21 protein-coding genes are annotated in these 23,714 nt (G+C 71.3%); 13 read left to right on the plus strand and 8 right to left on the minus strand.

The window, feature by feature from the left end; translation table 11 throughout:
• Positions 1-64: 64 nt before the first annotated feature.
• From ACXDC7_RS04150 to ACXDC7_RS04170, 5 genes are read right to left on the minus strand one after another with little or no spacing between them, the layout of a single operon-like run.
• Entirely contained in the window at positions 65-751 is a 687-nt protein-coding gene (locus ACXDC7_RS04150) for a lysoplasmalogenase (RefSeq protein ID WP_459221300.1), read from the minus strand.
• Positions 748-1,605: a D-hexose-6-phosphate mutarotase gene (locus ACXDC7_RS04155; RefSeq protein ID WP_459221301.1), complete on the minus strand. Its 858-nt coding sequence runs from the start codon at positions 1,603-1,605 to the stop codon at positions 748-750. The genes ACXDC7_RS04150 and ACXDC7_RS04155 overlap by 4 nt, the downstream gene beginning before the upstream one ends.
• Positions 1,606-1,653: 48 nt before the next feature.
• Positions 1,654-2,793, minus strand: a complete 1,140-nt coding sequence (locus tag ACXDC7_RS04160; protein ID WP_459221302.1) for a cystathionine gamma-synthase — start codon at positions 2,791-2,793, stop codon at positions 1,654-1,656.
• A 53-nt stretch (positions 2,794-2,846) separates the two neighbouring features.
• Positions 2,847-3,635: a phosphoserine phosphatase SerB gene (gene serB / locus ACXDC7_RS04165; RefSeq protein ID WP_459221303.1), complete on the minus strand. Its 789-nt coding sequence runs from the start codon at positions 3,633-3,635 to the stop codon at positions 2,847-2,849.
• Between the two features lie 48 nt (positions 3,636-3,683).
• On the minus strand, positions 3,684-4,628 hold the full coding sequence (locus tag ACXDC7_RS04170; RefSeq protein WP_459221304.1) for a class I SAM-dependent methyltransferase: 945 nt from the start codon (positions 4,626-4,628) through the stop codon (positions 3,684-3,686).
• 102 nt (positions 4,629-4,730) lie between these two features.
• Here ACXDC7_RS04170 and ACXDC7_RS04175 point away from each other — a divergent pair, with 102 nt between their 5' ends.
• Positions 4,731-5,453 (plus strand): PP2C family protein-serine/threonine phosphatase, encoded by a 723-nt coding sequence (locus tag ACXDC7_RS04175; RefSeq protein ID WP_459221305.1) that lies wholly within the window; start codon positions 4,731-4,733, stop codon positions 5,451-5,453.
• The gene (locus tag ACXDC7_RS04180) at positions 5,453-7,084 is read left to right on the plus strand and encodes an FHA domain-containing protein (protein WP_459221306.1); all 1,632 of its coding nucleotides are present in this window, start codon (positions 5,453-5,455) and stop codon (positions 7,082-7,084) included. Before ACXDC7_RS04175 ends, ACXDC7_RS04180 begins: the two co-directional genes overlap by 1 nt.
• A gap of 9 nt (positions 7,085-7,093) precedes the next feature.
• On the opposite strand, the gene ACXDC7_RS04185 is transcribed toward ACXDC7_RS04180, so the two are convergent.
• Both ACXDC7_RS04185 and dcd read right to left on the minus strand, forming a co-directional pair.
• Complete coding sequence (locus ACXDC7_RS04185; protein ID WP_179444682.1) at positions 7,094-7,636, minus strand: DUF3592 domain-containing protein; 543 nt, start codon at positions 7,634-7,636, stop codon at positions 7,094-7,096.
• Positions 7,633-8,223 carry a dCTP deaminase gene (dcd, locus tag ACXDC7_RS04190; RefSeq protein WP_179444681.1) on the minus strand — a complete coding sequence of 197 codons (591 nt, stop codon included), beginning with the start codon at positions 8,221-8,223 and terminating at the stop codon, positions 7,633-7,635. The genes ACXDC7_RS04185 and dcd overlap by 4 nt, the downstream gene beginning before the upstream one ends.
• 116 nt (positions 8,224-8,339) lie before the next feature.
• Here dcd and ACXDC7_RS04195 point away from each other — a divergent pair, with 116 nt between their 5' ends.
• On the plus strand, positions 8,340-9,026 hold the full coding sequence (locus ACXDC7_RS04195) for a PadR family transcriptional regulator (protein WP_459221307.1): 687 nt from the start codon (positions 8,340-8,342) through the stop codon (positions 9,024-9,026).
• Positions 9,026-10,537, plus strand: a complete 1,512-nt coding sequence (locus tag ACXDC7_RS04200; RefSeq protein ID WP_459221308.1) for a DHA2 family efflux MFS transporter permease subunit — start codon at positions 9,026-9,028, stop codon at positions 10,535-10,537. Before ACXDC7_RS04195 ends, ACXDC7_RS04200 begins: the two co-directional genes overlap by 1 nt.
• Positions 10,538-11,048: 511 nt before the next feature.
• Here ACXDC7_RS04200 and ACXDC7_RS04205 read toward each other — a convergent pair.
• Positions 11,049-13,370, minus strand: a complete 2,322-nt coding sequence (locus tag ACXDC7_RS04205; RefSeq protein WP_459221309.1) for a heterodisulfide reductase-related iron-sulfur binding cluster — start codon at positions 13,368-13,370, stop codon at positions 11,049-11,051.
• 192 nt (positions 13,371-13,562) lie between these two features.
• Here ACXDC7_RS04205 and ACXDC7_RS04210 point away from each other — a divergent pair, with 192 nt between their 5' ends.
• The 9 genes from ACXDC7_RS04210 to ACXDC7_RS04250 all read left to right on the plus strand — a co-directional run bounded on the left by ACXDC7_RS04210 (position 13,563) and on the right by ACXDC7_RS04250 (position 23,680).
• Positions 13,563-14,534, plus strand: a complete 972-nt coding sequence (locus ACXDC7_RS04210; RefSeq protein WP_459221310.1) for an ABC transporter ATP-binding protein — start codon at positions 13,563-13,565, stop codon at positions 14,532-14,534.
• Between the two features lie 2 nt (positions 14,535-14,536).
• Positions 14,537-15,199 carry an ABC transporter permease gene (locus ACXDC7_RS04215; RefSeq protein WP_179444676.1) on the plus strand — a complete coding sequence of 221 codons (663 nt, stop codon included), beginning with the start codon at positions 14,537-14,539 and terminating at the stop codon, positions 15,197-15,199.
• Positions 15,196-15,861 (plus strand): ABC transporter permease, encoded by a 666-nt coding sequence (locus ACXDC7_RS04220; protein WP_459221311.1) that lies wholly within the window; start codon positions 15,196-15,198, stop codon positions 15,859-15,861. Before ACXDC7_RS04215 ends, ACXDC7_RS04220 begins: the two co-directional genes overlap by 4 nt.
• A gap of 175 nt (positions 15,862-16,036) precedes the next feature.
• On the plus strand, positions 16,037-16,987 hold the full coding sequence (locus tag ACXDC7_RS04225) for an ABC transporter substrate-binding protein (RefSeq protein WP_459221312.1): 951 nt from the start codon (positions 16,037-16,039) through the stop codon (positions 16,985-16,987).
• A gap of 53 nt (positions 16,988-17,040) precedes the next feature.
• On the plus strand, positions 17,041-19,023 hold the full coding sequence (locus tag ACXDC7_RS04230; protein ID WP_459221313.1) for an ABC1 kinase family protein: 1,983 nt from the start codon (positions 17,041-17,043) through the stop codon (positions 19,021-19,023).
• 75 nt (positions 19,024-19,098) lie between these two features.
• A complete protein-coding gene (locus ACXDC7_RS04235) occupies positions 19,099-19,542 on the plus strand; it encodes a hypothetical protein (RefSeq protein ID WP_459221314.1) in 444 nt (147 codons plus the stop codon).
• Between the two features lie 449 nt (positions 19,543-19,991).
• Positions 19,992-22,229, plus strand: coding sequence for a hypothetical protein (locus ACXDC7_RS04240; RefSeq protein WP_459221315.1), 2,238 nt, complete (start codon positions 19,992-19,994; stop codon positions 22,227-22,229).
• 102 nt (positions 22,230-22,331) lie between these two features.
• Positions 22,332-22,643 carry a Uma2 family endonuclease gene (locus tag ACXDC7_RS04245; protein ID WP_459221316.1) on the plus strand — a complete coding sequence of 104 codons (312 nt, stop codon included), beginning with the start codon at positions 22,332-22,334 and terminating at the stop codon, positions 22,641-22,643.
• A 143-nt stretch (positions 22,644-22,786) separates the two neighbouring features.
• Positions 22,787-23,680 (plus strand): phenylalanine 4-monooxygenase, encoded by an 894-nt coding sequence (locus ACXDC7_RS04250; RefSeq protein WP_459221317.1) that lies wholly within the window; start codon positions 22,787-22,789, stop codon positions 23,678-23,680.
• Positions 23,681-23,714: the final 34 nt, after the last annotated feature.

The raw sequence follows: 23,714 nt of genomic DNA on the forward strand, positions 1-23,714 counted from the left end.
GCGGCCCCGAAGCCAACCAAGGCAGGAATCGCGCCAATGGCCCGGTTCAGCGACGGAGGCCGGCTCAGCGACGCAGCGTGGTGGCCGTGGCGCGGGAGCGCGCAGGCCGGTTGCGCAGGTAGCGCAGGGTCGCGGTCACCAGCAGGGCCTGCGCGAGGATGTAGGTGGCCATGATCGCCGGGCCCGCGAGCGGGATGTCGAGCCACGGCGCGAACCGGTCGAAGGCGATCAGCGCGTCGGAGATCAGGAAGACGATGCCGCCGAGCTGGCCGATCCGGCCCAGCCCGCTCGCCAGGACGGCCATCGCGATCACGACCACCCCATAGGCGGCCACCGCCGGCACCAGCACCCCGGCGGTCGGCACCAGGATGCCGATCAGCACCATCCCGGCGATCAGATAGATCGGCAACTGCCAGCGTGCGGTCATGATCAGCGACCGCTCCCGCAGCCGCCACAGCCCGATCATCCAGCACAGTTGCGCGACGAAGAAGCCGCCGATCATGGCATAGATCTCCGCGGACGGCGGCAGCAGCTTGGGCAGGGCGTCGCCGACCCAGGAGAAGAACAGCGCGGCCAGCATCCAGTTGCGCAGCGGCGAGGAATGCGTGCGGGAGGTGGCCACCGCGACGATCAGGCACGGCACCAGCAGCACCTGGCTGATCGCGGCCGCGGTCGGCAGGCCGAGCAGTTGGAAGGTCAGATGGGCCGCTGCGGTGATCCAGTACGCCGCCCAGGCCGCCGCGTAGCTCACGGGGCGCGCCGAATCCGCGTACCGAAAGTGTGCTCGGCGCCCGGATCGACGGTGATCGTGTTCTCCCTGACATTGCCGGCCTCGATGCAGACGAACCGGCGCCAGTCATCGGGGCCGAGATCGGCGAACTTCGCGACACCTGCGTCGAACGGGTTCCAGACCACGGTGTTCGCCGAATTGATCTTGTCGACGATGATCGTCCGGTCGCCGTCGTGCAGGGTCAGCGACGCGTCGCTGGCATAGATCCGATCGGTCGGGCCGGTGAACGAGACATCGCCCTCCTGGGTGAACTCGGCGAGGTCGCGGGTCTTGTCCAGATAGCGCGCCCCGGCCAGGCCGGTGACCCGCAGCGCGTCAAGATCATCGACCCGCAGATAGCTGTGCAGCAGCTCCTCGAAGGTGATCGGCTCCGCTCCGCGATTGCGTACCGTCAGCTCGATCAGTACGCCGTCCTCGCCGAAGGCATGCCGGCAGATGGCCTCGAAGTCGGCCGGCCACTCCTCGCGGCCGTCCGCTGCGGCGACCTGTTCCGACCCGATCCGCCACAACAACTCGTGACCGGTCTCGTCGCCGCGATCACCGATCAGCTCCCACTCGACCTTGCGCACGAAGCCGTGGCTGGGTTCCAGGTCGCCGTCCGGACCGTCGGCGAACCACGGGAAGCAGACCGGTACGCCGCCGCGGATGGCGGCCCCCGGGCGATACGTCGCCAGGTCGCTCAGGAAGAAGAGTTGATCATCGCCGAGCGCGACCGATGTCACCTGCGCGCCCAGCGCGTAGCTGGTGAAGGTCACCGGACCGTGGTCGCCTCGATAGCCGCCGCTCCGGTGGGTCAGCCGCTCGCCCTCGCTCACGAGGACAGGCTATCGGTCCGAGCCGCCCGCGCGCGGGCGTACCGGCTCTCAGCCCAGCGCGCGATCCAGATCGGCGAGCAGGTCGTCGGCGTCCTCGATCCCGACCGACAGCCGGACGAGGTCGTCCGGCGGCGCCAGCTCGGTGCCCTGGGCCGACGCGTGGGTCATCTGGGCGGGTACGCAGAGCAGCGACTCGACCCCGCCGAGCGACTCGGCGAGCGTGAACAACTCGGTCGACTTCGCCACATTGGCCGCCGCCTGGGCGCCGCCGGCTGGCCGGAACGACACCATCCCGCCGAAATCGCGCATCTGCCGGGCGGCCAGCTCGTGGCCGGGGTCATCGGGCAGCCCGAGATAGTGGACCCGTTCCACGCGCGGATGGTCGAGCAGCATCTGCGCCACCGCGCGGGCGTTCGCGCAGTGCCGGTCCATCCGCACGCCGAGGGTCTTCACCCCGCGCGAGATCAGCCAGGCATCCATCGGGCCGGGCGCCGCGCCGACGGCATTGGCGAGGAAGCCGAGCTGCTCGGCCAGCGCATCGTCATTGGTCGCCACCACGCCGCCCAGCACATCGGAATGCCCGGCCAGGTACTTGGTGGAGGAGTGCAGCACCGCGGTCGCGCCGAGCGCGAGCGGCTGCTGCAGATACGGCGAGGCCATCGTCGAGTCCACCAGCACGGCGACCCCGTGGCCCGCGGCCAGCTCGGCGATGGCCGCGATGTCGGCGACCCGCATCATCGGATTCGTCGGCGTCTCCAGCCACAGCGCCGAGCCGGCCGGCGCCTGCGCGACGGCCGCGGCGACCGCGTCGAGATCGCGCTGGTTGACGACCGCGTAGCCGATGCCGGTGCCGGCATGGACCTTGTCCAGCAGCCGGTAGGTGCCTCCGTAGACGTCGTCGGGCAGCAGCACGCGCCCGCCCGGGCGTACCACCGCGCGGAGCAGCACGTCCGTCGCCGACAGCCCGCTGGGAAAGGCGTAGGCGTGCGCCGCCCCCTCGAGCGAGGCGAGCTGGTCCTGCAGCGCGGTGCGGGTCGGATTGGCGACGCGGGAGTACTCATAGCCGCCGCGCAGCGTGCCGACGGCGTCCTGGACGTAGGTGCTCGTCTGGTGGATCGGGGGCACCACCGACCCGGTCAGCGGATCGTGGGGGACGCGGAGTGCGCGGGTGTTGAAGCCGTACGCCATGGCCGCGAGGGTAGGCCAGGGCCGTGCGCGGGGTGGCGCTTCTCGGCGCGTGGTCAGTCCAGGCCGAGGAAGATCCGGGCCGCGTCCAGCCGCGGAAAGGTGATCGCGGCGTCGGCGGCGGCGGCCACGACCGGCTTGGCGCAATAGGCGATCCCGAGCGCCGCCGCGTGCAGCATGTCCAGATCGTTGGCGCCGTCACCGATCGCGACGGTGCGTTCGAGCGGTACGCCGAGCGCCGCCGCGTACTCGCGCAGGTGACGCGCCTTGGCCGGCCGGTCGATCACCGGGCCGGTGGTGCGGCCGGTCAGCGCGCCGTCGCGGGTCTCCAGTCGGTTGGCGCGGACGAGTTCGATGCCCAGACCGGCCGCGAGCGGCTCGACGATCTCGGCGAAGCCGCCGGACACCAGGCCGACCTGCCCGCCGCTGCGCCGGACCGCGGCGACGAGGTCTGCGGCCCCGGGGGAGAGCTCGATCCTCGCGCCGACCTCGGCGAGCGCGCTCGCGGGTACGCCGGCCAGCGTGGCCACCCGCTCGGCGAGGCTCGCCGCGAAGTCCAACTCGCCGCGCATCGCCCGCTCGGTGATCGCCGCGACCCGCTCGCGGGTGCCCGCGTGCTCGGCGAGCAGCTCGATCTGCTCGGCGGTGATCAGCGTCGAGTCGACGTCCAGCACCACCAGGCCGGGGCCGAGGTCGGCGAGCGGCCCGTCGATCGTGCAGGTGTCGGCCCCGTCCGGCGGCGCGGCCGCGCCCCAGGCCCACCAGCCGTGCAGGCCGGCCAGATCCACGGTCGTGGCCCCGGGCGGCGCCGGGATCGGTCGGGGCGAGGCCGCGGAGACGAGCACGCGGCAAACGCTAGCGCCCCGCGCCGCCCGCTCGGGCGCGCAGGTGAGCTATGCACGGACGCTGCGGGTCACGGTGTAGGCCCGGTCGCGGGCCACGATCCCGGTCGGCCCGATCGCGCGGCGCAGCGCGGGCAGATAGGGCAGATGGGAGTTGAACACGCACCAGAACTCCCCGCCCGGCGCGAGCCCCGCGCCGGCCGCATCGAACATCGCGAAGGCCGGCGAGGAGTCCTTCGCCGCGCCGACGTGGAACGGCGGGTTGCAGACGATCACGGCCGCCTGCCCCACCCGCAGCCCGTCGGCGGCATCGGCATGCAGCACCCGCACGGCGAACCGGTTGGCCGCCGCGGTCGCGGCCGTCGAGGCGCACGCGGCGGCCGAGACGTCGAGCCCGGTCACGGCGTACCCCCGGCGCGCGAGCAGCGCCGCGAGAATGCCCGAACCGCACCCCAGGTCGACCGCCGGCCGTCCCTCGCCGGGTGCCAGTTCCAGCGCGCCGGCCAGCAGCCGCGTACCCGCGTCCAGGCGGTTGGTGCCGAAGGTCGCGCCGTGCGCCACCACCGTCAGATCGAGATCGTCGTCGCGGCGCGACCGCGGCCAGCTCAGCGCGGCCGGTCGGTGCGGATCGGAGGCGTGCAGGACCCGGGCCTTCTGTCGCCCGCGGCTGGCCCGGACCTCGCCGAAGTGTCGCGCCAGCACCTCGTTCATGCCATGCGTCATGTGCTTCACCCGCCCGCCGGCGACCACCCGCACCCCCGGCTCGCCCCAGGCCGCGATCCGCTCGGCCAGCTCGTCCAGCGCCGACAGCGCCCGGGGCAGCCGCAGCAGCACGGTGTCGATGCCGACCAGATCGGCCCGCGTCAGCAGGCCCGCGCCCGGCGTCCCCGCCCGGTCCGCGCGGTACCGGTCGGCCGGCAATGCGGGCGCATCGATCGCGAGGGTACGCCCGGCCGGGCCCGCCTCGTCCATGATCAGCGCGTCGACGGGGTCCACGGCCGCCATCTTGCACCAGCCCGGCCGATGCCCGCCGGGCCTGACCCCCGGGGCCCCGATGGCCCTATTGTGAGGTCCGTGTTTCGGCTCGAACAATCCGCGGTGACCCATGCCGGCGCCGTGCGCGAGGTGAACGAGGACAACATCCTCGCCAAGGACCCCTGCTTCGTGGTGGCGGACGGGATCGGCGGGGCGACCGCGGGCGCGATGGCCAGTTCGCTCGTCGTCGAGGAGTTCGCGCTGCTGGCGCTGCAGCGCACCATCACGCCCCGCGACGTGGCGGCCACCCTGGACGCCGCGCACGAGCGGGTCCGGCGGCTGCAGGCCCTGAACGGGGGGCGGCAGTCCGGTTCGACGGTCTGCGGCGCGGTCGCGATCGATGCGCCCGACGGGCCGCAGTGGGCGTTGTTCAACATCGGCGACACCCGGATCTACCGGGTCGAGCCGGACGGCGGCGAGCTGCAGCAGGTCACCGTCGATCACTCGCGGGTACAGGAGCTCATCGATGCCGGGGTGATCACCCCGGCCGAGGCCGAATCCCATCCGGAGCGGCACGTCGTGACCCGCGCGGTCGGCGCCGCCGAGAGTTACCGCCCCGATCACTGGACCGTGCCGATGGTCGCCGGGGAGCGGCTGCTGCTGTGCTCGGACGGGCTGTTGACCAGCGCCAGCTTTGCGCAACTGCAGGAGGTCGCGACCCGCCGGGCGTCGCCCCGACAGGTGGTCGACGAGCTGCTCCGGCTGGCCCTGGCCGCCAAGGCGCAGGACAATGTCTCGATCATGGTCGTGGACGTCGATGCGAACAAGAAGAGGGTGGACGCCTGATGACGAACCAAGCCGCTACCGGATCTGCCGTCGGAAGCTGGCGGGCCGGTTATCTGCCCGGCGACTGGGTCGTGCTGTCCGGGCCCGCGTCGCTGGTGGCGCTGGCTCCCGGCGACGCCGACCCTGCGGCGCTGTGGGATGCGGTGCTGTCCGCGGTCTCGATCGATGAGCTGGTCGGCGAGCTGGCGCGGCTGGGCGCCGACGCGGCGCCCGGGCTGGCGGTGTTCTTCTGGGCCGACGGCGAGCTGCGTACCCTGCTGCGCGGCGATGTCCGCGTCCGCGATGCCGACGGTACGCCGATCACGCAGGCGGCCGACCGGGTCCGGACCTGGTCCGAGACCGGTCTCGGCGACGTCACCGGCGTGCGCGTCGAGTTCGGGGAGGGTACGCCCGATGGCGCCGCCCTGCCCCTGGTGGTCGGCGCGGTACGCGCCGGCGCCCTGACGCTGGACGCCTCCGCCGACGCACTCGTGCTGAGCCCCCAGGTGAATCCCGCCGCGGCCGCCGCACCGGCACCCGAACGGGCCGCCCCCGAGCCCGCTCCCGCCGAGCCCACGCCGGCCGAGCCCACGCCGGCCGCACCCGAGGCGGCCGAGCCCGCGCCCGCACCTGCCGAGCCCGAGCCCGCGCCTGCGGAGCCCGAGCCCGCCGAGCCCGCGGCGCCGATCGTCCCGCCCGCGGCCGCCGTCCCGGCCGCGGCGGCAACCGCGGCCGGCGGTGCCGGTCTGGCGGCGTCGGGCGCTCCGGCGCCCTACACGGACGTACGCAAGGAGCCGACGACAACGCCGGAGCCGGAGTCGTCCGCGCCGTACCCACAGCCGGAGAGCGAGCCCAACGGCTCCACCGCGCCGGAGGTGGACGGCTCCGACAGCGGCCCGACCGAGCCGCGGCCCGCGCGCGGCTGGGACGGCGACCTGCCCGAGACGGTGATCGGCCCCAGCCTGGGCGGTCCCGCCCCCGGCGCCGCCGCCGGCGCCGCCACCGGCGCGGTGGCCCCATCGCCGACGGCACCCGGGCCCACCCGGGCGGCCGGTGATCACCTGTCCGTCGCGCGCTTCCAGGGATCCGTGGGCGGTGGCGCCGACGAGCCGGCGCCGCAGCGTACCGAGACCCTGACGGCGGTGCCCTCGGTCGAGCCGGACCCCGAGCCCGACCCGGAGGCGGTCGGGGAGATGGTGCTCGGGGTGTTCTGTACCCGGGGCCACCCCAATCCGCCGGACCTGCAGTACTGCCGGTGGTGCCGCGCGCCGATCGAACGACAGCAGCCGCAGTTGATCAGCGCCCCGGTGCTGGCGGTGGTGCGCGCCTCGACCGGGGACGGCGTACAACTGGATCAGCCGGTGGTCATCGGCCGGGCTCCGTCCGCGGCCAAGGTCGGCGACCGTGCCGCGCACCTGCTCACGGTGCGCAGCCCGAGCCAGGACATCAGCCGCAGCCACGTCCAGGTGACCCCGGAGGGCTGGGATGTCACGGTGACCGATCTGCAGTCGACGAACGGGACGATCCTGATCGCCCCCGGTAACGGTGCGGACCGGCGGCGGCTGCTGCCGGGGCAGCCGGTCACGGTCGACCCGGGCAGCGTGCTCGACCTCGGCGACGGGGTGACGATCGAGATCGCCGCCCCGATCTGAGCGGCGCGATCAGTCCTCGGTCTCGGGGTGCACGGCGGTACGCAGGAACGTCGGGTCGCCCGAGCGGCGCCACATCACCGCCCCGAGGGTGAGGCCGAAGATCAGCGGCAGGGTGCCGAGCGCGAGCGGCGCCAGCCAGCTCGCCCGGCCGCGGTCGTAGGTGACCTGGGCCGGGTCGTCGGGGTCCACCCGCAACCGAACCGTGGCGCCGACCGGATAGTCGAGATCCGTCGCCCGCGGGTGCAGGTAGGAGCGCTTCTGGCCACCCGCCTCGTAGTCGATCAACGGGCGCCGTACCGGGATCGGCGCCGGCTGGAACGGGAAGCTCTCCGGCCGGGCGACATAGCCCGAGACCCGACCGTCGACCGGCACCCAGACCGACTGGCTGCCGGCGCGGTTCAACTCGCTGATGCCGTTGGGCAGCGAGAGCGCCGCGCAGGCCAGCCCGATGAGCACGAACAGGAGCGCGGACAGGCGCAGCGTCAGCCGCAGCCGGTCCATCTTGCGCCGGGTGGCCTCCGTCAGTTCGTCGTTGCTGTGCGCGGGGGTCATGCGGGTGCGTCGGGGATGTCCGTGAGGTGAAAGTTGCGGTGCGAGCGGCTGGCCGTCGGTCCGCGCTGGCCCTGGTAGCGCGAGGCGTAGCGCTGTGACCCGTAGGGATGCTCGGCCGGCGAGCTGAGCCCGAAGAAGCAGAGCTGGCCGATCTTCATGCCGGGCCACAGCTTGATCGGCAGGTTCGCGACATTGGACAGCTCGAGCGTGACGTGGCCGTCGAAGCCGGGATCGATGAAGCCCGCCGTGGAGTGGGTGAGCAGGCCGAGCCGGCCCAGGGAGGACTTCCCCTCCAAGCGCGCGGCAACGTCATTGGCCAGGGTGACCCGCTCATAGGTGGCCGCCAGTGCGAACTCACCCGGATGCAGGATGAACGGCTCGCCGGCGGCAGGGGCGACCTGCCGGGTCAGCTCGGGTTGCTCCTCGGCGGGATCGATGTGGGGATAGCGATGGTTCTCGAAGACCCGGAAGTAGCGGTCGAGGCGGACGTCGACGCTGGAGGGCTGGAGCATCGCGTCGTCCCAGGGATCGACGCCGAGCCGTCCGGCGGAGCGTCCCGCGGCGATGTCGCGGTCCGAGAGCAGCATGCGGGAGAGCGTACCGAAATCGGAAGGCGGGGTACGCCTTGTGTGCGGCGCTGTTCCGGCCCTAATATTCCGTGTGGAATAGACGGCGTGGAGGACGCGACGGAGAGGCGGGCACGGTGTCCGAACGGGAGTTGACGCCACTGGCGCTGGCGGCGTTGTCGATCTTCGCCGAGCGGCCGCGGCACGCCTATGACGTCTACCAGACGATGCTGACGCGGCGGGAGGACCGCAACGTCAAGCTGCGGCCCGGGTCGCTCTACCACGCGATCAACCGAATGGTCGCCGGCGGCCTGCTCGCCGAGGTCGGCACGGATCGCGACGGCGGCCGTCCGGAGCGAACCACCTACAAGATCACGCCGGCCGGGCGGGAGCGATTGGCCGCCCAACTGCGAACCATGATCAGCACGCCGGTCTATGAGTACCCGGCGTTTCCGGTCGCGGTCGGCGAGCTACACAACCTGCCCGCCGACGAGGCCGTGGCGCTGCTCCGGGCCCGGGTCGGCGTGCTGGAGGCCGAGCTCGACTATCACGATGCCGGGGACGCCTGGATGCGGCGGGCCGGCCTGCCGGAGCGGCTCTGGCTCGACAACCACTACATCCGTGTGATGCACACCGCCGAGCGCGACTGGTGCGCCGCACTCGCCGATCGGATCGCGGCGGGAGAGCTCGACTGGACCGATCGGACGCCGTCGGGGCTCGCGGCGAGCTGTGACTACGAGCGCGCCGCTACGCCGCTGCACCCCGACGTGCCGCCCCGGCTGGCCAACCCGGAGCCCGCCCACCAGACTGAAGCGAGGAACTGATGACCGAGGAACGATCGGGTTGGCCGGCCCTGTGGGCGATGGTGATCGGCTTCTTCATGATCCTGGTCGACACCACGATCGTCACCGTGGGGATGCCGGCGATCATGGCCGGGCTGGATGCCGACGTCTCCGGGGCGATCTGGGTGACCAGCGCGTACCTGCTCGCCTACGCCGTGCCGCTGCTGGTCTCGGGCCGGCTGGGGGACCGGTTCGGTCCGCGCCGGGTCTATCTGATCGGCCTCAGTCTGTTCACCCTCGCCTCGCTGGCCTGCGGGCTCGCGCCGAGTATCGAGGTGTTGATCTTCGCGCGGGTGGTGCAGGGGCTCGGTGCCTCGTTGCTGACTCCGCAGACGATGGCGGTGATCACCAGGACGTTTCCGCCCGACCGGCGCGGTCCGGCGATGGGGCTGTGGGGTTCGGTGGCCGGGGTGGCGGTGCTGACGGGCCCGCTGCTCGGTGGGGTGTTGATCGACACGCTCGGCTGGGAGTGGATCTTCTTCGTCAATCTGCCGGTCGGCGTGATCGCCTTCGCCGCGGCCTGGCGCTTCGTGCCGCGGCTGGAGACCCACAGCCATCGCTTCGACTGGATCGGCGTGCTGTTGTCGGGGGTGGGCATGTTCTGCCTGGTGTTCGGGATCGAGGAGGGCCAGTCCTACGACTGGGGCGTGATCGCCGGACCGGTGTCGGTCTGGTCGCTGATCATCACCGGCCTGGTGGTCATGGCCGCGTTCGTGTTCTGGCAGCGGCGGGTGGCCGAACCGCTGGTGCCGTTGTCGATCTTCGCCGATCGAAACTTCACTGCCGCCGGGATCGCGATCTGCGCGATGGGCTTCATCGTCACCTCGCAGGGCTTCCCGCTGATGTTGTACGCGCAGTCCGGGCGCGGGCTCACCCCGACGCAGTCGGCGCTGCTGATGATCCCGATCGCGGTGATCTCCGCGGTGCTCGCGCCGATCGTCGGCTCGGTGATCAACCGTCGCAATCCGCGCAACTTCGCGGTGGCGGGTTTCGGTCTGCTCGCGCTGGGCCTGGCCGGGTACGCGCTGCTGATCCGCTCCGACATCTCCGTGTGGTGGCTGCTGGTCCCGTCGGCGATGGTCGGCCTGGCCAGCGCCGGGATCTGGGGCCCGCTGTCGGTCTCGGCGACCCGCAATCTGCCGCCCCGGATGGCGGGTGCCGGCTCCGGCGTGTACAACACGATGCGCCAGATCGGGGCCGTGCTGGGCAGCGCGGCGATGGCGGCGTACCTCTCCTCGCGGATCACCGCCAATCTCGGTCCGGGGGCCGAGGGCGCCGCGCGCGAGACCGGCGGCGTCGTGCCTCCCGGGATCGTGGCCCCGTTCTCCGCCGCGATGGCGCAGAGCATGTGGCTGCCGGCCGTGGTGGCGCTGGTCGGTCTCGCCGCCGCGGCCATGCTGGTCTGGCGCGCGCCAGCGGACACCCGCGCCGCCGAACCCGCGCGCGCCGAGGACGAGGGGATCCAGGCCGAGGCGATCACCGGGGACGCCTGAGCTGCGGCTCGGGCTGGTCGATCTGATCGCCGCGGGCCGCCGATTGTGACCACTGGTCGGGGTTGTGGCGGGGTTGGCGCGCCGGGGGCCGCCGTTTGTGACCACTCGTCGGGGTTGTGGCGGGGTCGCGGTACGCAGGACCGCCAATTTCGACCACTGGCCAGGGTTGTGGTGGGGTCGCGGTACGCAGGACCGCCAATTTCGACCACTCGTCAGGGTTGTGGCGGGGTTGGCGCGCCGGGGGCCGCCGTTTGTGACCACTGGTCGGGGTTGTGGCGGGGTTGGCGCGCCGGGGCCGCCGTTTGTGACCACTGGCCAGGGTTGTGGCGGGGTCGCGGTACGCAGGACCGCCAATTTCGACCACTCGTCAGGGTTATGGCGTGGGCCCGGGTCGCTGGCGCGGTGGGCACCCGCCGGCGTACCCAGAGCGGCGCCCGCGGCCTCCGCTGGATTCTGCAATCCGCGGAACATGTCCCGCGTCTTGCAGAATCTTGGCGGTGGGCCCGCCCGCTCAGCCCCGCTTCACGGACTCCAGCAGCAGTTGCGCCACATCCAGCACCTCGATGTCCTCGCCGACGCCGTCGGCCTGCTTGGCGGTCAGGCCGTCGGACAACATCACCCGGCAGAACGGGCACCCGGTGGCGATGGCGCCGCGGCCGGCCGGCTTCACCGGCCCGGTCGGCTCGTCCGCGCGGTCCACGCCCTCCGGCTGCTCGGCCGGCTCGGCATTGGCGACGGCGCCCGTCGGCCCGTTGTCCATCACGCCCAGGGTGGCGAGCGCCTCGTCGGTGCGGTTGAGGTTCACCCGCGTACCGATCTTCTCCTCCATCCACATCCGCGCGCCGCCGGCGCCACAGCAGAACGAGGTCTTGCCGTGGCGCGGCATCTCGGTGAACGTCGTGCCGGGAATGCCCTGCAGCAGATCGCGCGGCGGGTCATAGATCCCGTTGTGCCGGCCGATGTAGCACGGGTCGTGATAGGTGATCGAACGACCGGCCACGGACCCCTCGGTCGGCGCGACCGGGGTCAGCTTTCCGTCGCGGACCAAGCGATTCAGCAACTGGGAGTGATGCACGACCTCCAGCTCGACGCCGACCTGGGGGTACTCGTTCTTCAGCGTGTTCAGGCAGTGCGCGCAGGTGGTGACGACCTTGGACGCCTTGGCCTCCTTCAGGGTCTCCGCGTTCTCCATCGCGAGCTGCTGGAAGACGAACTCGTTGCCCGAGCGGCGCGCCGGGTCGCCGGTGCAGGTCTCCCCGTTGCCGAGCACGGCGTACTTCACCCCGGCCGTGTGCAGCAGTTCGGCGACCGCCTGGGTGGTCTTGATCGCGCGATCCTCGTACGCCCCGGCGCAGCCGACCCAGAACAGGTACTCGACGTCGGTCAGGTCCTCGACGTCCTCGCCGACGACCGGCACGTCGAACTCGAGCCCCTTCGCCCACTCCATCCGCTTGCGGGCGTTCATGTTCCACGGATTGCCCTTGGACTCCAGCCCCTTGTAGAGCTGGTTCAGCTCGCTCGGGAAGTCCGACTCCATCAGCACCTGGTTGCGCCGCATGTCGACGATGTGGTCGATGTGCTCGATGTCGACCGGGCACTGCTGCACGCAGGCGCCGCAGGTCGTGCACGACCACAACACGTCCGGGTCGATGACGCCGACCGCGCCGTCCTCGCCGGCCTGGATCGGTCCGGCGTGGGCCGTCTGGGCGGCGGTCAGCGCGCCCGACGGGTTCGCGCCGACCAGCGCCCGCTCGCCCGCGATCTTGGCACCATCGGGCAGGGCGTCGCGCTGGTCCTCGGCCGCCTGCAGCCAGGGGGCCTTCTCATACGTGTGCTCGCGCAGCCCCATGATCAGCAGCTTCGGCGACAGCGGCTTCTCGGTGTTCCATGCGGGGCACTGGCTCTGGCAACGGCCACACTCGGTGCAGGAGGTGAAGTCGAGCAGGTCCTTCCAGGTGAAGTCCTCGACCTTGCCGACGCCGATCGCGGCGTCCTCGTCCAGGTCCTCGATCTGCTCGAAGTCCAGCGGCTTGCCCCCGACGTTGATCGGCTGCAGCGCGCCGAGCGCCGGCTTGCCGTCGGGGTAGCGACGGAACCAGATGTTCGGCCACGCGCCGAACCGGTGCCAGGCGACGCCCATCGTCAGGTTCAGCCCGATCACGCAGAACCAGATCATCGAGATGACGATCTTCACCGCGGCGACCCAGACGACGCCGGTGGCCGCCGCCTGCTCGGACAGCTCGCCGGGGATCAGGAAGAACGTCAACGGGAAGTGCAGCGGGCTGGCCAGCGCCGGATCCTCGTGGCGCAGCAACTGGAACTCCAGCGCGCGCAGCGTCAGGATGCAGACCGCGACGGCGAGGATGACGCACTCGACGAAGACCGCCATCCAGCGCCGGGACCCGAAGAACCGGCTGGCGCGGCCGGGCGGCTGCCGGAACAGGCGCAGGATCATCAGGTACGCGATCGCGAACACGGTCGCCCAGGCGAGCAGCTCGATCACCCACTCATACGGCGGGAAGTGCCCGATGATCGGCAGTGCGAAGGAGGGGATGAACAACTGGACGTACGCCGCGACCAGCGTTGTGAACAAGATGATGAAGCCGAAGAAGACGATCCAGTGCGCGATGCCCACGGCGCGCCACTGCAGCATCCGGGTGTGCAGCAGGGTCTCGGCGAACATCGTCGCCCAGCGTTGGGTCGGATTGTTGCTGCGGCCGAGGGTGGGCTGGCCGAGCTTGACCACCTCGACGATGCGGGCCACCCCACGGACGAACAGGGCCACGCCCACGACGGTGAACAACAGCGCGAGCACGATGGCCACGATGGTCACGTCCGGCTCCCTTCGGCATTGATCGGCAGGGATACTTTAGGGGTATTGGCACCCAGTGCCGCCAAAGGCATCCCTTACTGGTCGGTAACATACCCGTTCGGCGGGGGCCTCCCGGCATCGCCGCCCGCAAGTGGTTGAATCGGCAGCCCAGCGAGTTGTCGGCCCGATCGGCGGGCCGCGAGAGGCGTACCCGTGATCGAGTTCGACTCCGTGACCAAGGCCTTCCCCGATGGCACCACCGCCGTCGAGGATCTCGACCTGACCATCCCCTCCGACGGCACCACCGTGATCGTCGGACCATCCGGTTGCGGCAAGACCACGACCCTGCGGATGATCAACCGGATGCTCGACCCGAGCTCGGGGAGCATTCGCTGGGACGGCACCGACATCGCCGACGTGCTGGTCACCCGCCTGCGGCGGCAGATGGGCTATGTGATCCAGAGCGGCGGCCTGTTCCCGCACAAGACGGTCGCGGAGAACATCGGTACGGTCCCGCGGCTGATCGGCTGGGATGCGCGCAGGATCAGCGCCCGGACCGGCGAACTGATGGAGCTGGTCGATCTTGATCCGGCGCTCGCCAAGCGCTACCCCGCGCAACTGTCCGGCGGACAGCAGCAGCGTGTCGGGGTGGCCCGCGCGCTCGCCGCCGACCCGGTGCTGCTGTTGATGGACGAGCCGTTCTCGGCGGTCGACCCGCTGGTTCGCGGCGATCTGCAGCAGATGGTGAAGCGGCTGAACACCGATCTCGGCAAGACTATCGTGTTGATCACCCACGACATCGACGAGGCGATCACCCTGGGGGACGAGGTGGTGGTGATGCAGCGGCCCGGACACGTGGCCCAGCAGGGTACGCCGGCGCAGATCCTCACCGAGCCCGCGAACCCGTTCGTGGATGCCTTTGTGGGCAAGGATCGCGGTTACCGGGCGCTGACCTTCCTGCCGGCCGGCGAGCTCGACCTCACCCCGGCGGACGGCCCGCCGCCGGAGGGTGCGCGTACCTTTCCGCTGAGCGGTTCCGCCCGGGTCGCCCTGGACGAGACGCTGTTGTCCACCGACGGGCGTGCCTACGCGCTCGATGAGGGTGGCCGGGCCGTCGGGATGGTGGGCGTCGACGCGATCGTCGCGGCCGCCGACCGCCAGCGTGCGTTGATCAAGGACAGTTGATCATGAACGTCGCCTGGATCGCTCGCAACCTGGATCAGATCGGTGCGCGGCTGGTCGAACACCTGGCGCTGTCGATCATCCCGGTCGTGGTGGCGCTGTTGATCGCCATCCCGCTCGGCTATCTGGTCAGCCGGACCGGCCGCTTCGCCTCGGTGATCATCACCATCGCCGGGCTGGTCTATGCCATCCCCTCGGTCGCGCTGTTCGTGGTGATGCCGCTGTTCCTCGGCACTCGCATCCTGGATCCGATCAATGTCGTCGTCGCGTTGACGGTCTATTCGCTGGCGCTGCTGCTGCGCAGTGTCGTCGACGGGTTCCGTTCCGTCCCGCCGGCGGTCCGCAATGCCTCGGTCGCGATGGGCTACGGCCGGGCGCGGCGGGTCTTCGGCGTCGAGCTTCCGCTCGCCATGCCGGTGATCTTCGCCGGGCTCCGGGTGGTCACCGTGTCCAATATCGCACTTGTCACGGTCGGCGCGGTGATCGGCATGGGGGCCCTCGGCCAGTACTTCGACCAGGGCTTCCGGGAGGGCTTCCTGACCCCGATCATCGTCGGCATCGTGTTGATCCTGATCCTGGCGCTGCTGGCCGATCTGACGATCCTTGCCATCCAGCGGATCAGCCTGCCCTGGCTCGCGGTGACCGGTCGGCGCGGGGGTGCGGCATGAGCCTGTGGTCCTATCTCACCGATCCGGCGAATTGGTCAGGTGCCGGCGGCATCGGCGATCTGTTGGCCCAGCACCTCGTCTACACCTTCCTCGCGCTGCTGGTGGCGGGCCTGATCGCCGTGCCTGCAGGCATCGCCATCGGTCACACGGGCCGCGGCGACTTCGTCGTCGCCGGGCTGAGCAATGCCGCGCGGGCGATCCCCACTCTGGGCCTGCTGGTGCTGATCGTGACGATCTTCGGCCGCGAGCTGTGGGCGATCGTCGCCGCGCTCGCCGTGCTGGCGATCCCGCCGATCCTGACCGCGACCGCGGCGGGGGTACGCGGGGCCGACCGCGGCGCCGTGACCGCCGCCCACGCGATGGGGATGACCGATCGCCAGGTGATCACCGGTGTCGAGCTGCCGCTCGCCACGCCGCTGATCATCTCCGGCTTCCGGTCCGCGGCCCTGCAGGTGGTCGCGACCGCGACGGTGGCCGCGCTCGCGGCCTCGGGCGGGCTCGGCCGGCTCGTGGTCGACGGCCAGCGGCAGGGGCCGAACGGGTATCCGGAGGTCTTCGCGGGCGCCGTCCTGGTCGCGGCGCTGGCGATCATCCTGGAGGCCCTGCTCGGTGGCGCGGGCGCGCTCGCGCGACGGCGTACCCGTCGCGGGGCACGCGCCTGATGAATCGCGGGGCCCGCGCCTGATGAATCGCGGGGCACGTGCCTGATGAATGGCGGGGCACGCGCGTGATGAATCGCGGGGCACGCGCCTGATGAGTCGCGGGCCCGCGCCGGGTGACCGCGGTGTCGGTGCCGCCCGTTAAGGTCGTCACCGACAACTCACGGAAGGCGAACCGATGCGCATTCTCCGAAAGTTCCTGACCGGCCCCCGCCGCGCGCTGCTGGCGGGCGTGGCCGGCGCGGCCGCCCTGACGCTCGCCGCGTGCGGCGCCAACTCCAACCCGATGGCCGATCCGACCGCCGGCGAGGCTCCGGCGGGCGGCGAGGTCGTCGTCGGCTCGGCCAACTTCACCGAATCGGCGATCATCGCCGAGCTCTACGCCGGGGCGATGCGCGGCGCGGGGGTGAACGCGTCGACGCGGACCAATATCGGCAGCCGCGAGATCTACATCGGCGCGCTGCGCGACGGGTCGGTGTCGATGGTGCCGGAGTACACGGGCAATCTGCTCGAATATCTCGATCCCGAGAGCGGTGCGAAGGACCGCGAGGATGTCGACCGCGACCTGCCGAAGGTCGCCGAGGAGCAGAGCCTGAAGGTGCTCGACCAGTCCAAGGCGGCCAACCAGGACGTCTACGTGGTCACCCAGCAGACCGCGCAGGAGTCGGGGGTGCGCTCGCTCGCCGATCTGGCCGGAAAGTCCGACCGCTGGGTCCTCGGCGGCCCGGGCGAGTTGGCCGACCGGCCGTACGGCCCGAAGGGGCTGGAGGACGTCTATGACGCGAAGTTCGGCGAGTTCCGCGCCTATGACGCGCTGGCGGTCAAGGTCAAGGACATGAATGACGGCAAGGTGCAGGTGGCCGACTTCTTCAGCACCGACTCCGCCATCGCCGACAACAACTACGTCGTGCTTGAGGATCCGGCGGGGCTGATCCTGCCGCAGAATGTGGTGCCGCTGACCCGCGCCGACTTCACCGACGATGCGGCGATCACTGCGGTCAACAAGGTGCAGCAGCAGTTGACCACCGAGGACCTGCAGGCGCTGAATGCGCAGGTCGACAATGATCACCTCAATCCGGATCAGGTCGCCGCGGACTATCTGCAGAGCAAGGGGCTCGGGGGGTCCTGAGTCCGGGGGCTTCCGGATGCCGGTGCCGGGGCCCCGGCCGCTAGCTTGAGGGCGTGCTGGAGAACATCGTCGCCGGGATCTTCGCGCTGATCACCTGGCTGCTGGCGGCCTGGTTGGTCGCCGGGCTGTCACGCCGCGTGCTCGGCTCCCGGATCGGCTGGGGCCGGACGGTGCTGATGGCGCTGATCCTGCTCGCCGCGGTCGCCCCGGTGATCACCTGGCTCGGCCCGACCACGGGGGTCTTCGACTACGACGGTCCCCGGGTGGAGCCGGGCGTTGCCGTGGTCACGATGGTCCTGGCGCTGGCCTGGATGTTCGGGATCGGAATCGCGTTCCTGGTCGTCTCCGAGGTCGTGGTGCCGACCGGCTCGGTGCTGGGCCCGCTCGAGGCCCTGCGCGGCTGGCGGCAGCGCTGGCGTACCGCCGGAAGGATGCGCCAGCTCGGCGCGATCGCGGTGCGCAACGGCCTCGGCGGGTTCCTGCGCGGCCGTACGCCCGACCAGCCCGCCTCGCGGGTGGCCGCGGCCCTGACCCGCAGCCTCGAGCAGGCCGGCGTGACCTTCGTCAAGGTCGGCCAGCTCGCCTCCACCCGGCCCGATCTGATCGGGCCGGACTTCGCCGGTGCCCTGTCGGTGCTGCAGGCGCGGGTGGCGCCGGAGCCGTGGCCGCGGGTCCGGGAGGTGCTGACCGCCTCCATCGGTGGGCCGGACGGTTCGGCTGCCGAGGCGGCGTTCGCCTCCATCGAGCCCGAGCCGCTGGCGGCCGCCTCGGTCGCCCAGGTGCATGCGGCGCGGCTGACCGACGGGCGCGAGGTGGTGATCAAGATCCAGCGGCCGGCGGCCCGCCGGCAGGTGGAGAACGATCTCGAGGTGCTGCACCAGTTGACCGGCTGGCTGGAACGCAACACGACATGGGGCCGCGAGCTCGGCGTGCGTGCGCTCGGAGACGGGTTCGCCCGCTCGTTGAACGAGGAGCTCGACTACCGGATCGAACAGGCGAACATGACCGCCATCCGGGCGAAGCTGCCGTCGGATTCGGTGATCCGCATCCCGCGCGTGCACCCGGAGCTGTCCGGCGGCGCGGTCCTGGTGATGGACCGGATCGACGGCGTACCGATCGGCGCGGCGCGCGAACAGCTCGCGAAGTGGAGCCCGCAGCGCCGGGCCGAGCTGGCCTCGGCCCTGCTGCACGAGGTGCTGCGCCAGGTGCTGGTCGAGGGCACCTTCCACGCCGATCTGCATCCCGGCAACATCGTGTTGTCGCCCGACGGAACCGCCGGGCTCCTGGACTTCGGCTCGGTCGGCCGGCTGGATCGGGGCAGCCGACAGGCGCTGGCGATGCTGCTGGCGGCGGTCGAGCGCGGCGATGCGATCGGCGCGACCGACACCCTGATCGACCTGCTCGGCCGGCCACCCGGCCTGGACGAGCGCGCCCTGGAGCGCGACCTGGGCGAGACCATCGCGCGGCTGGGTGCCGGTTCGGTGGACGGGCTGTTCGCCGACCTGTTCGCCCTGCTCCGGCGCCACCGTTACCGGGTGCCCACCCAGATCGCCGCTGCCTTTCGGGCGCTGATGACCCTGGAGGGTACGCTCCGGCTGATCGACCCCGGATTCGAGATGATCACCGCCGCCCGGGCCCAGGCTCCGGCGCTGACCGGGGAGCTCGGCGGCCCGGCCGCGGTGCGGGAGACCCTGGAGCAGCAGTTGCTGGGGATGCTGCCGGCGCTGCAACGGCTGCCGCGCCGGGTGGACAAGATCACCGAACAACTGGCCGATGGCCGCTTCACTGCCCGGGTGAGCGTCCTCGCCCAACCCGAGGACCGGCGGTTCCTGACCGGCCTGGTGCACCAACTGGTGCTGGGGATCCTCGCCGCCGCGCTGACCATCGCGTCGGTGGTGTTGATCACCACTCCGGGCGGACCGGCTCTCGCACCCGGGATCGGTGCGCTGCCCCTGCTCGGGTACGCCGTCCTCTTCGTCGCCTTCGTCCTCGGCCTGCGGGTGTTGGTGATCATCTTCCGGCACGGGGCCGATTGATTCGAAGCCGAGCAGCTTGGTTCCATGTTCCGCCAAGAGCGTCAGTGATTGGATGGCCTGTTGAGGGAATCAATTGTGGATCAGACCATCCTTGTGCTTGCGGCGATTTTTGACCCGCCCTTCACTGCAGCCACCCGGATAGCCCAGATGGCCCGGCACGACCCCGCAGAACCCGCAGCTGTTCTCGGGATAGAGCTTGATCTTGAGATTGATCCGCTCCCGGGTTCGGAGGATGGCTTGCCGGTTGGAGTTGGCTGGATTGCGTCCCTGCCGTCCGATGGTGATCTGGCTGACGCCTTCGCGCGGGTGGCGGCGTGGCTGACGGACCGGTTCTCGTCGCCGCCGGGTGCGTTCCGGAGGTCACCGGACGGTGGCCAGAGTCGCTGGTGGGAAGCGGATGGTGGCGTCTTGGTCGAGGTCTACACCTACCCGCTCCGGGTAGTCGCGGACGGCCCCGGTGCACCGTTCACGATCGGTCCGCAGTTCCAGGTTGGCGTGTCGGTTGGGTCGACGTACTGAGCCGACTGTGGCGTACCATCCGGCGCGACCAACTCGGCCTCGCGGGATCCGCTGCGAATGGCCGTGGCGAGCGGCCCGGCGCGATGATCACTTTGTGGTCACTCCGGCGCCCCGACTGACCACAAAGTGCGCACGTCGCCCGCGCCTCGCGGGCCGACAGCTCGGTGTGCCGCCCGGCACCTTCCAGGGCGCCTGATGGGCCGCTGCCGCGGTGATCCGGGCTACGACCTCACGCGATGGAAGTGGTAGGGCCCTCCCACCCGAGCACCGCCTTGGCCAGCGCATCGAGTACGACCAGCTCCGCCTGGTCCGGCCGCATGCTTGCCCGGTGGATCTGCGCCAGGTGCCGAAACCGCACGGTGTTGTCCACAGATTCCGGGCCGGCGGTGGTTTCGCAAGATCGCGCTCACTAGCGTCGAGCCGAAGCCAGTCGTCGAGAGGCCCCCCAGGTGAATGCTTCGTCGATCTCGGGTCTGCCCGGACCTGCCGCGATCATGGTCGCCATGCTCCTGCTTGCGGGGTGCACGTCCCCGCCGACGCCGGACCCGCCACCCGGCCCGCCGCCGCTGGAGCTTCCGCCGCTGCCAGACCGGGAGGCGCAGCCCCTCGACGAATGGGTCACGGCGATCGAGTCCGATGGTGATCAGGTGGTGGCGCTGGGCGAGGTCGGTGTGACGGCTACGACCTACCGCCTCTCGGTCGACGGTGGCGCCACGTTCACCGAGGCGACCGTCGCGCCGGAGCTGACCCGTGTCGGCGGTCCGTCGAACCTGCTCCGCACCCCCGACGGCTGGTGGGCGCTCGGCGAGCGGGACGGTGCGCCGGTGGTGCTGACCAGCCCGGACGGCACGAGCTGGTCCGGCACCGCGCCGGAGGGCATCGATCGCACGGCGGAAATCCGCGAAGTGGCGCTGGTGGGCGACCGGTTCGTCGCCGTCGGCAGCCAACTCGTCGACGACGAGTGGCACCGGCGGGCGTGGCTGTCCGACGACGGCATCGCCTGGCGCACGGTGATCGAGGACAAGCGCGGGGAGTTGTCCGCGATCGCCGTCGCGCCCGCCGGCACCGCCGTCCTGGTCGGCTACGACGACACCGGCGAGCGCTGGCGCGAGATCGCGCTGGCCAGCACGGACGGCGGCAAGTCGTGGCGCCCGCGGAAGCTGCCGGACACCGGTGCCGAGCAGGGCGGCGCACAGCGGCTCTACGACGTCGCCTGGGACGGACGCGGTTTCCTGGCAATCGGCGGCGGCTGGTTCGCTTCCGGCCGCAGCGCGACCTACCGGGCCTACCTGCGCTCGGCCGACGAGGGCGGCGAGGGCTGGCACCGGCGCGCCGATGCGCGACTGCCCGAGCAGACGATGGATCAGGGCTGGCTGCTCGACTCCGGCGGCGCCGCCATCGTGGTCGTGACGACGGTCGACCGCAAACGCAGGAGCGAGCGGCTGTTCCGGTCCGGGGCGGGTACGCCGGAGCTCCGCCTCGACGCCGCAGGGGTGAAGGGCGAGTTGGACTCTCCGCGCCTGGCGCGCGCCGGGAATCGCTGGCTGCTCACGGGCTGGTCCCAGGATCGCCCGGTGCTGTTGCGTTCGCGCGACGGGGTCAGCTTCGAGCGCGGAGACCTCGCTCACGCGCGGGCGGCTGCGCCCCGGCCGACGGTCACCGCGGTCCGTGCAGGCCCCGGGGGCCTGGCCATCCTCGGCTACAGCCAGGGCGCGATCGCGCTCTGGTCGCGCGGGCCCGACGGACGGACCGGCGTACCGATCATGATCAGCGACGATCCCGACGACTGGATCGCCGGATTTGCGATGGATGCCGACGGGACAGCCGTGATCGGGGGCGGCGCCGACCAGGACGGCGGGGGAGACCTGCCGCGAGCCTGGGTCGTCCGCGGTGGCCGGGTCGAGCGGATCCCCATCGCCGACCCCGAACCCAGCGGCGACGTACCGGCAACGGGCGAGATCGGCGTACCCATGGTGAACGAAGGCACCTGGTACCTGCCCGGGGTCGCCGACCTGTCCGAAGATGATCACCGGACGATGATCATGTCCTCGACCGACCTGGCGACGTGGCGCGAGGCGCGGCCCCTGCGGGTGCGCGAGAAGGGGCGGCGCGATCAGCCGGAGGTCACTGATCTGCGCTCGCCGAATCGGCGTTCCGCGCCGCGGCTGGCCGCCCACGGCGACGCGTTGATCGCCGTCGCGGGAATGGCCACCGATCCCGGACTCGCCATGGCCTCATGGGTGAGTACCGACGGCGAGCGTTATGCCCAGCACAGTTACGGCCTGCGGTCGGCGAGCAGCGTGTCGCTGTACACCCTCGCCTCCGACGGCAGCACGCTGCTCGCCGGGGGCGGGCTGGATCAGGACGGCAAGCCCGGCCGGGCGGTGTTCTGGACCGGATCGGACGGCAAGTCGTGGAAGCAGGTGGAGCTGCCCGGGGAGAGCGACCGGGTCGAGCGGGTCGCCCGGATCGGTGAGCGCTGGTACGCCGCCTCGGCCATGGCCGACGGTTCCTACCGGCTCTGGTCGGCCACGGATCCCGCGACCTGGCAGGAGCTGGCGGTGCCGGGCGATCCCGCCGCCGAACGGGAGATCCGCGACATCGTCGACGCCGGCGGCCCACACGTGGTGCTCGAATCGCGCTACCCCGACGGGCGAGCCCGGACGGACCTGCTACCCCTCGGCTGATCGCCGAAACCCGGGGAGAGTGGAAGTGAGGCACCATGGAGACCGTGACCACCCTGCCGCGGGGCCGGGAGCTGACCCGGGCCGATCTCGACGCGATGCCCGATGACGGGCACCGCTACGAGCTCATCGACGGGGCGCGACTTCGCCGAGCGAGACCTCCCGGCCGCGCCGCTGCTCGCCGTCGAGATCCTGTCGCCCAGCACCAGGCTGATCGACCTGAACCTGAAGCGGGCGCGCTATCAGCAGGCCGGCTCGCCGAGCTACTGGGTGGTCGATCCGGAGGCGCGCACGGTCACCGTGTGGGAGCTCGCCGCCGACGGGTACGCCGAGGCCGCCAGCGCCGGTGAGCGCGAACTGCTGGAGGTCGGCAACCCCTTCGAGGTGCGGATCCCCGTCGCCGAGCTGTTCGCCTGACCCCGGTCCTAGCAACCTGCGTACCGACCGGGCATCGATCGGCGCAGACGTGCGCGATCTGTGCACCCGGCCTGGACAATCTTGGCAGTAACGCCGGGGTCTGGTCTGCTGAGGGAAAGCCAGCCAACGGAGGTCACGCAGAGATGTTCGAGGAAGCGCAGCTCTATTCGCCGGTCACTCGCGGCGAGGACGGCGTCGAGGTCCACCTGGGCGAGAACCATCCGGGTTTCCGCGACCCGGACTATCGCGCCCGGCGCAACGAGATCGCCGCCGTGGCCGTGGACTGGGACGCCGATACGCCGGTTCCCGACATCACCTATACCCCGGCCGAGCACGACGTCTGGGCGACGGTCAGCCGCGAGCTGGCCCCCAAACACGAGCGGTACGCCCATTCGGAATACCTCGCCGCCAAGACCGCCCTGGGGCTGCCGACCGATCGCGTGCCCCAGCTCTCCGAGGTCACCGCGCAGCTCGAACCGCTGACGGGATTCCGCTATGTCGCGGCGCCGGGGCTGGTCGAACTGCGCGAGTTCTACGGCTCGCTCGCCCAGCGGATGTTCCATTCCACCCAGTACCTGCGGCACCCCTCCGAGCCGCTCTACACCCCCGAGCCCGATGTCATCCACGAGGTGATCGGGCACGCCAACCAGCTCGCCTCACCGCGGTTCGCCGAGCTCACCCAGGCCGCCGGCGCGGCCACCGCCCGCGCCGAGCGCGACGACACCGTCCAGTTCCTCGCCGATGTCTTCTGGTTCACCATGGAGTTCGGCGTGATGTGGGAGTCGGGCATCCTGAAGGCGTACGGTGCCGGGATCTTGTCCAGCTACGGCGAGATGGACGAGTACTCCCACATGGAGATCAGGCCGCTCGACCTGGCCCAGATGGGCACTCTGAACTACGACATCACCGCCTACCAGCCGGTCCTGTTCGCGGCCGAATCGCTCGATCACCTGGAGGACGTCGTCGGCACCTTCTTCGACGGCTGTGACGACGACACGCCGGATCGGATCAGGGCGACCCTGCCGGCCGCGAGTTGATCACGGTACGCCGTCAGGCGTTGATCACGGCACG

The sequence above is a fragment of the Naumannella huperziae genome (assembly GCF_054073625.1).

What these genes read in the sequence shown, in the direction of transcription:
- ACXDC7_RS04160 (WP_459221302.1), bottom strand. Translation starts at nt 2,793, where the DNA reads ATGGCGTACGGCTTCAACACCCGCGCACTCCGCGTCCCCCACGATCCG.
- ACXDC7_RS04180 (WP_459221306.1), top strand. Translation starts at nt 5,453, where the DNA reads ATGACGAACCAAGCCGCTACCGGATCTGCCGTCGGAAGCTGGCGGGCC.
- ACXDC7_RS04185 (WP_179444682.1), bottom strand. Translation starts at nt 7,636, where the DNA reads ATGACCCCCGCGCACAGCAACGACGAACTGACGGAGGCCACCCGGCGC.
- dcd (WP_179444681.1), bottom strand. Translation starts at nt 8,223, where the DNA reads ATGCTGCTCTCGGACCGCGACATCGCCGCGGGACGCTCCGCCGGACGG.
- ACXDC7_RS04200 (WP_459221308.1), top strand. Translation starts at nt 9,026, where the DNA reads ATGACCGAGGAACGATCGGGTTGGCCGGCCCTGTGGGCGATGGTGATC.
- ACXDC7_RS04215 (WP_179444676.1), top strand. Translation starts at nt 14,537, where the DNA reads ATGAACGTCGCCTGGATCGCTCGCAACCTGGATCAGATCGGTGCGCGG.
- ACXDC7_RS04220 (WP_459221311.1), top strand. Translation starts at nt 15,196, where the DNA reads ATGAGCCTGTGGTCCTATCTCACCGATCCGGCGAATTGGTCAGGTGCC.
- ACXDC7_RS04225 (WP_459221312.1), top strand. Translation starts at nt 16,037, where the DNA reads ATGCGCATTCTCCGAAAGTTCCTGACCGGCCCCCGCCGCGCGCTGCTG.
- ACXDC7_RS04245 (WP_459221316.1), top strand. Translation starts at nt 22,332, where the DNA reads ATGACGGGCACCGCTACGAGCTCATCGACGGGGCGCGACTTCGCCGAG.
- ACXDC7_RS04250 (WP_459221317.1), top strand. Translation starts at nt 22,787, where the DNA reads ATGTTCGAGGAAGCGCAGCTCTATTCGCCGGTCACTCGCGGCGAGGAC.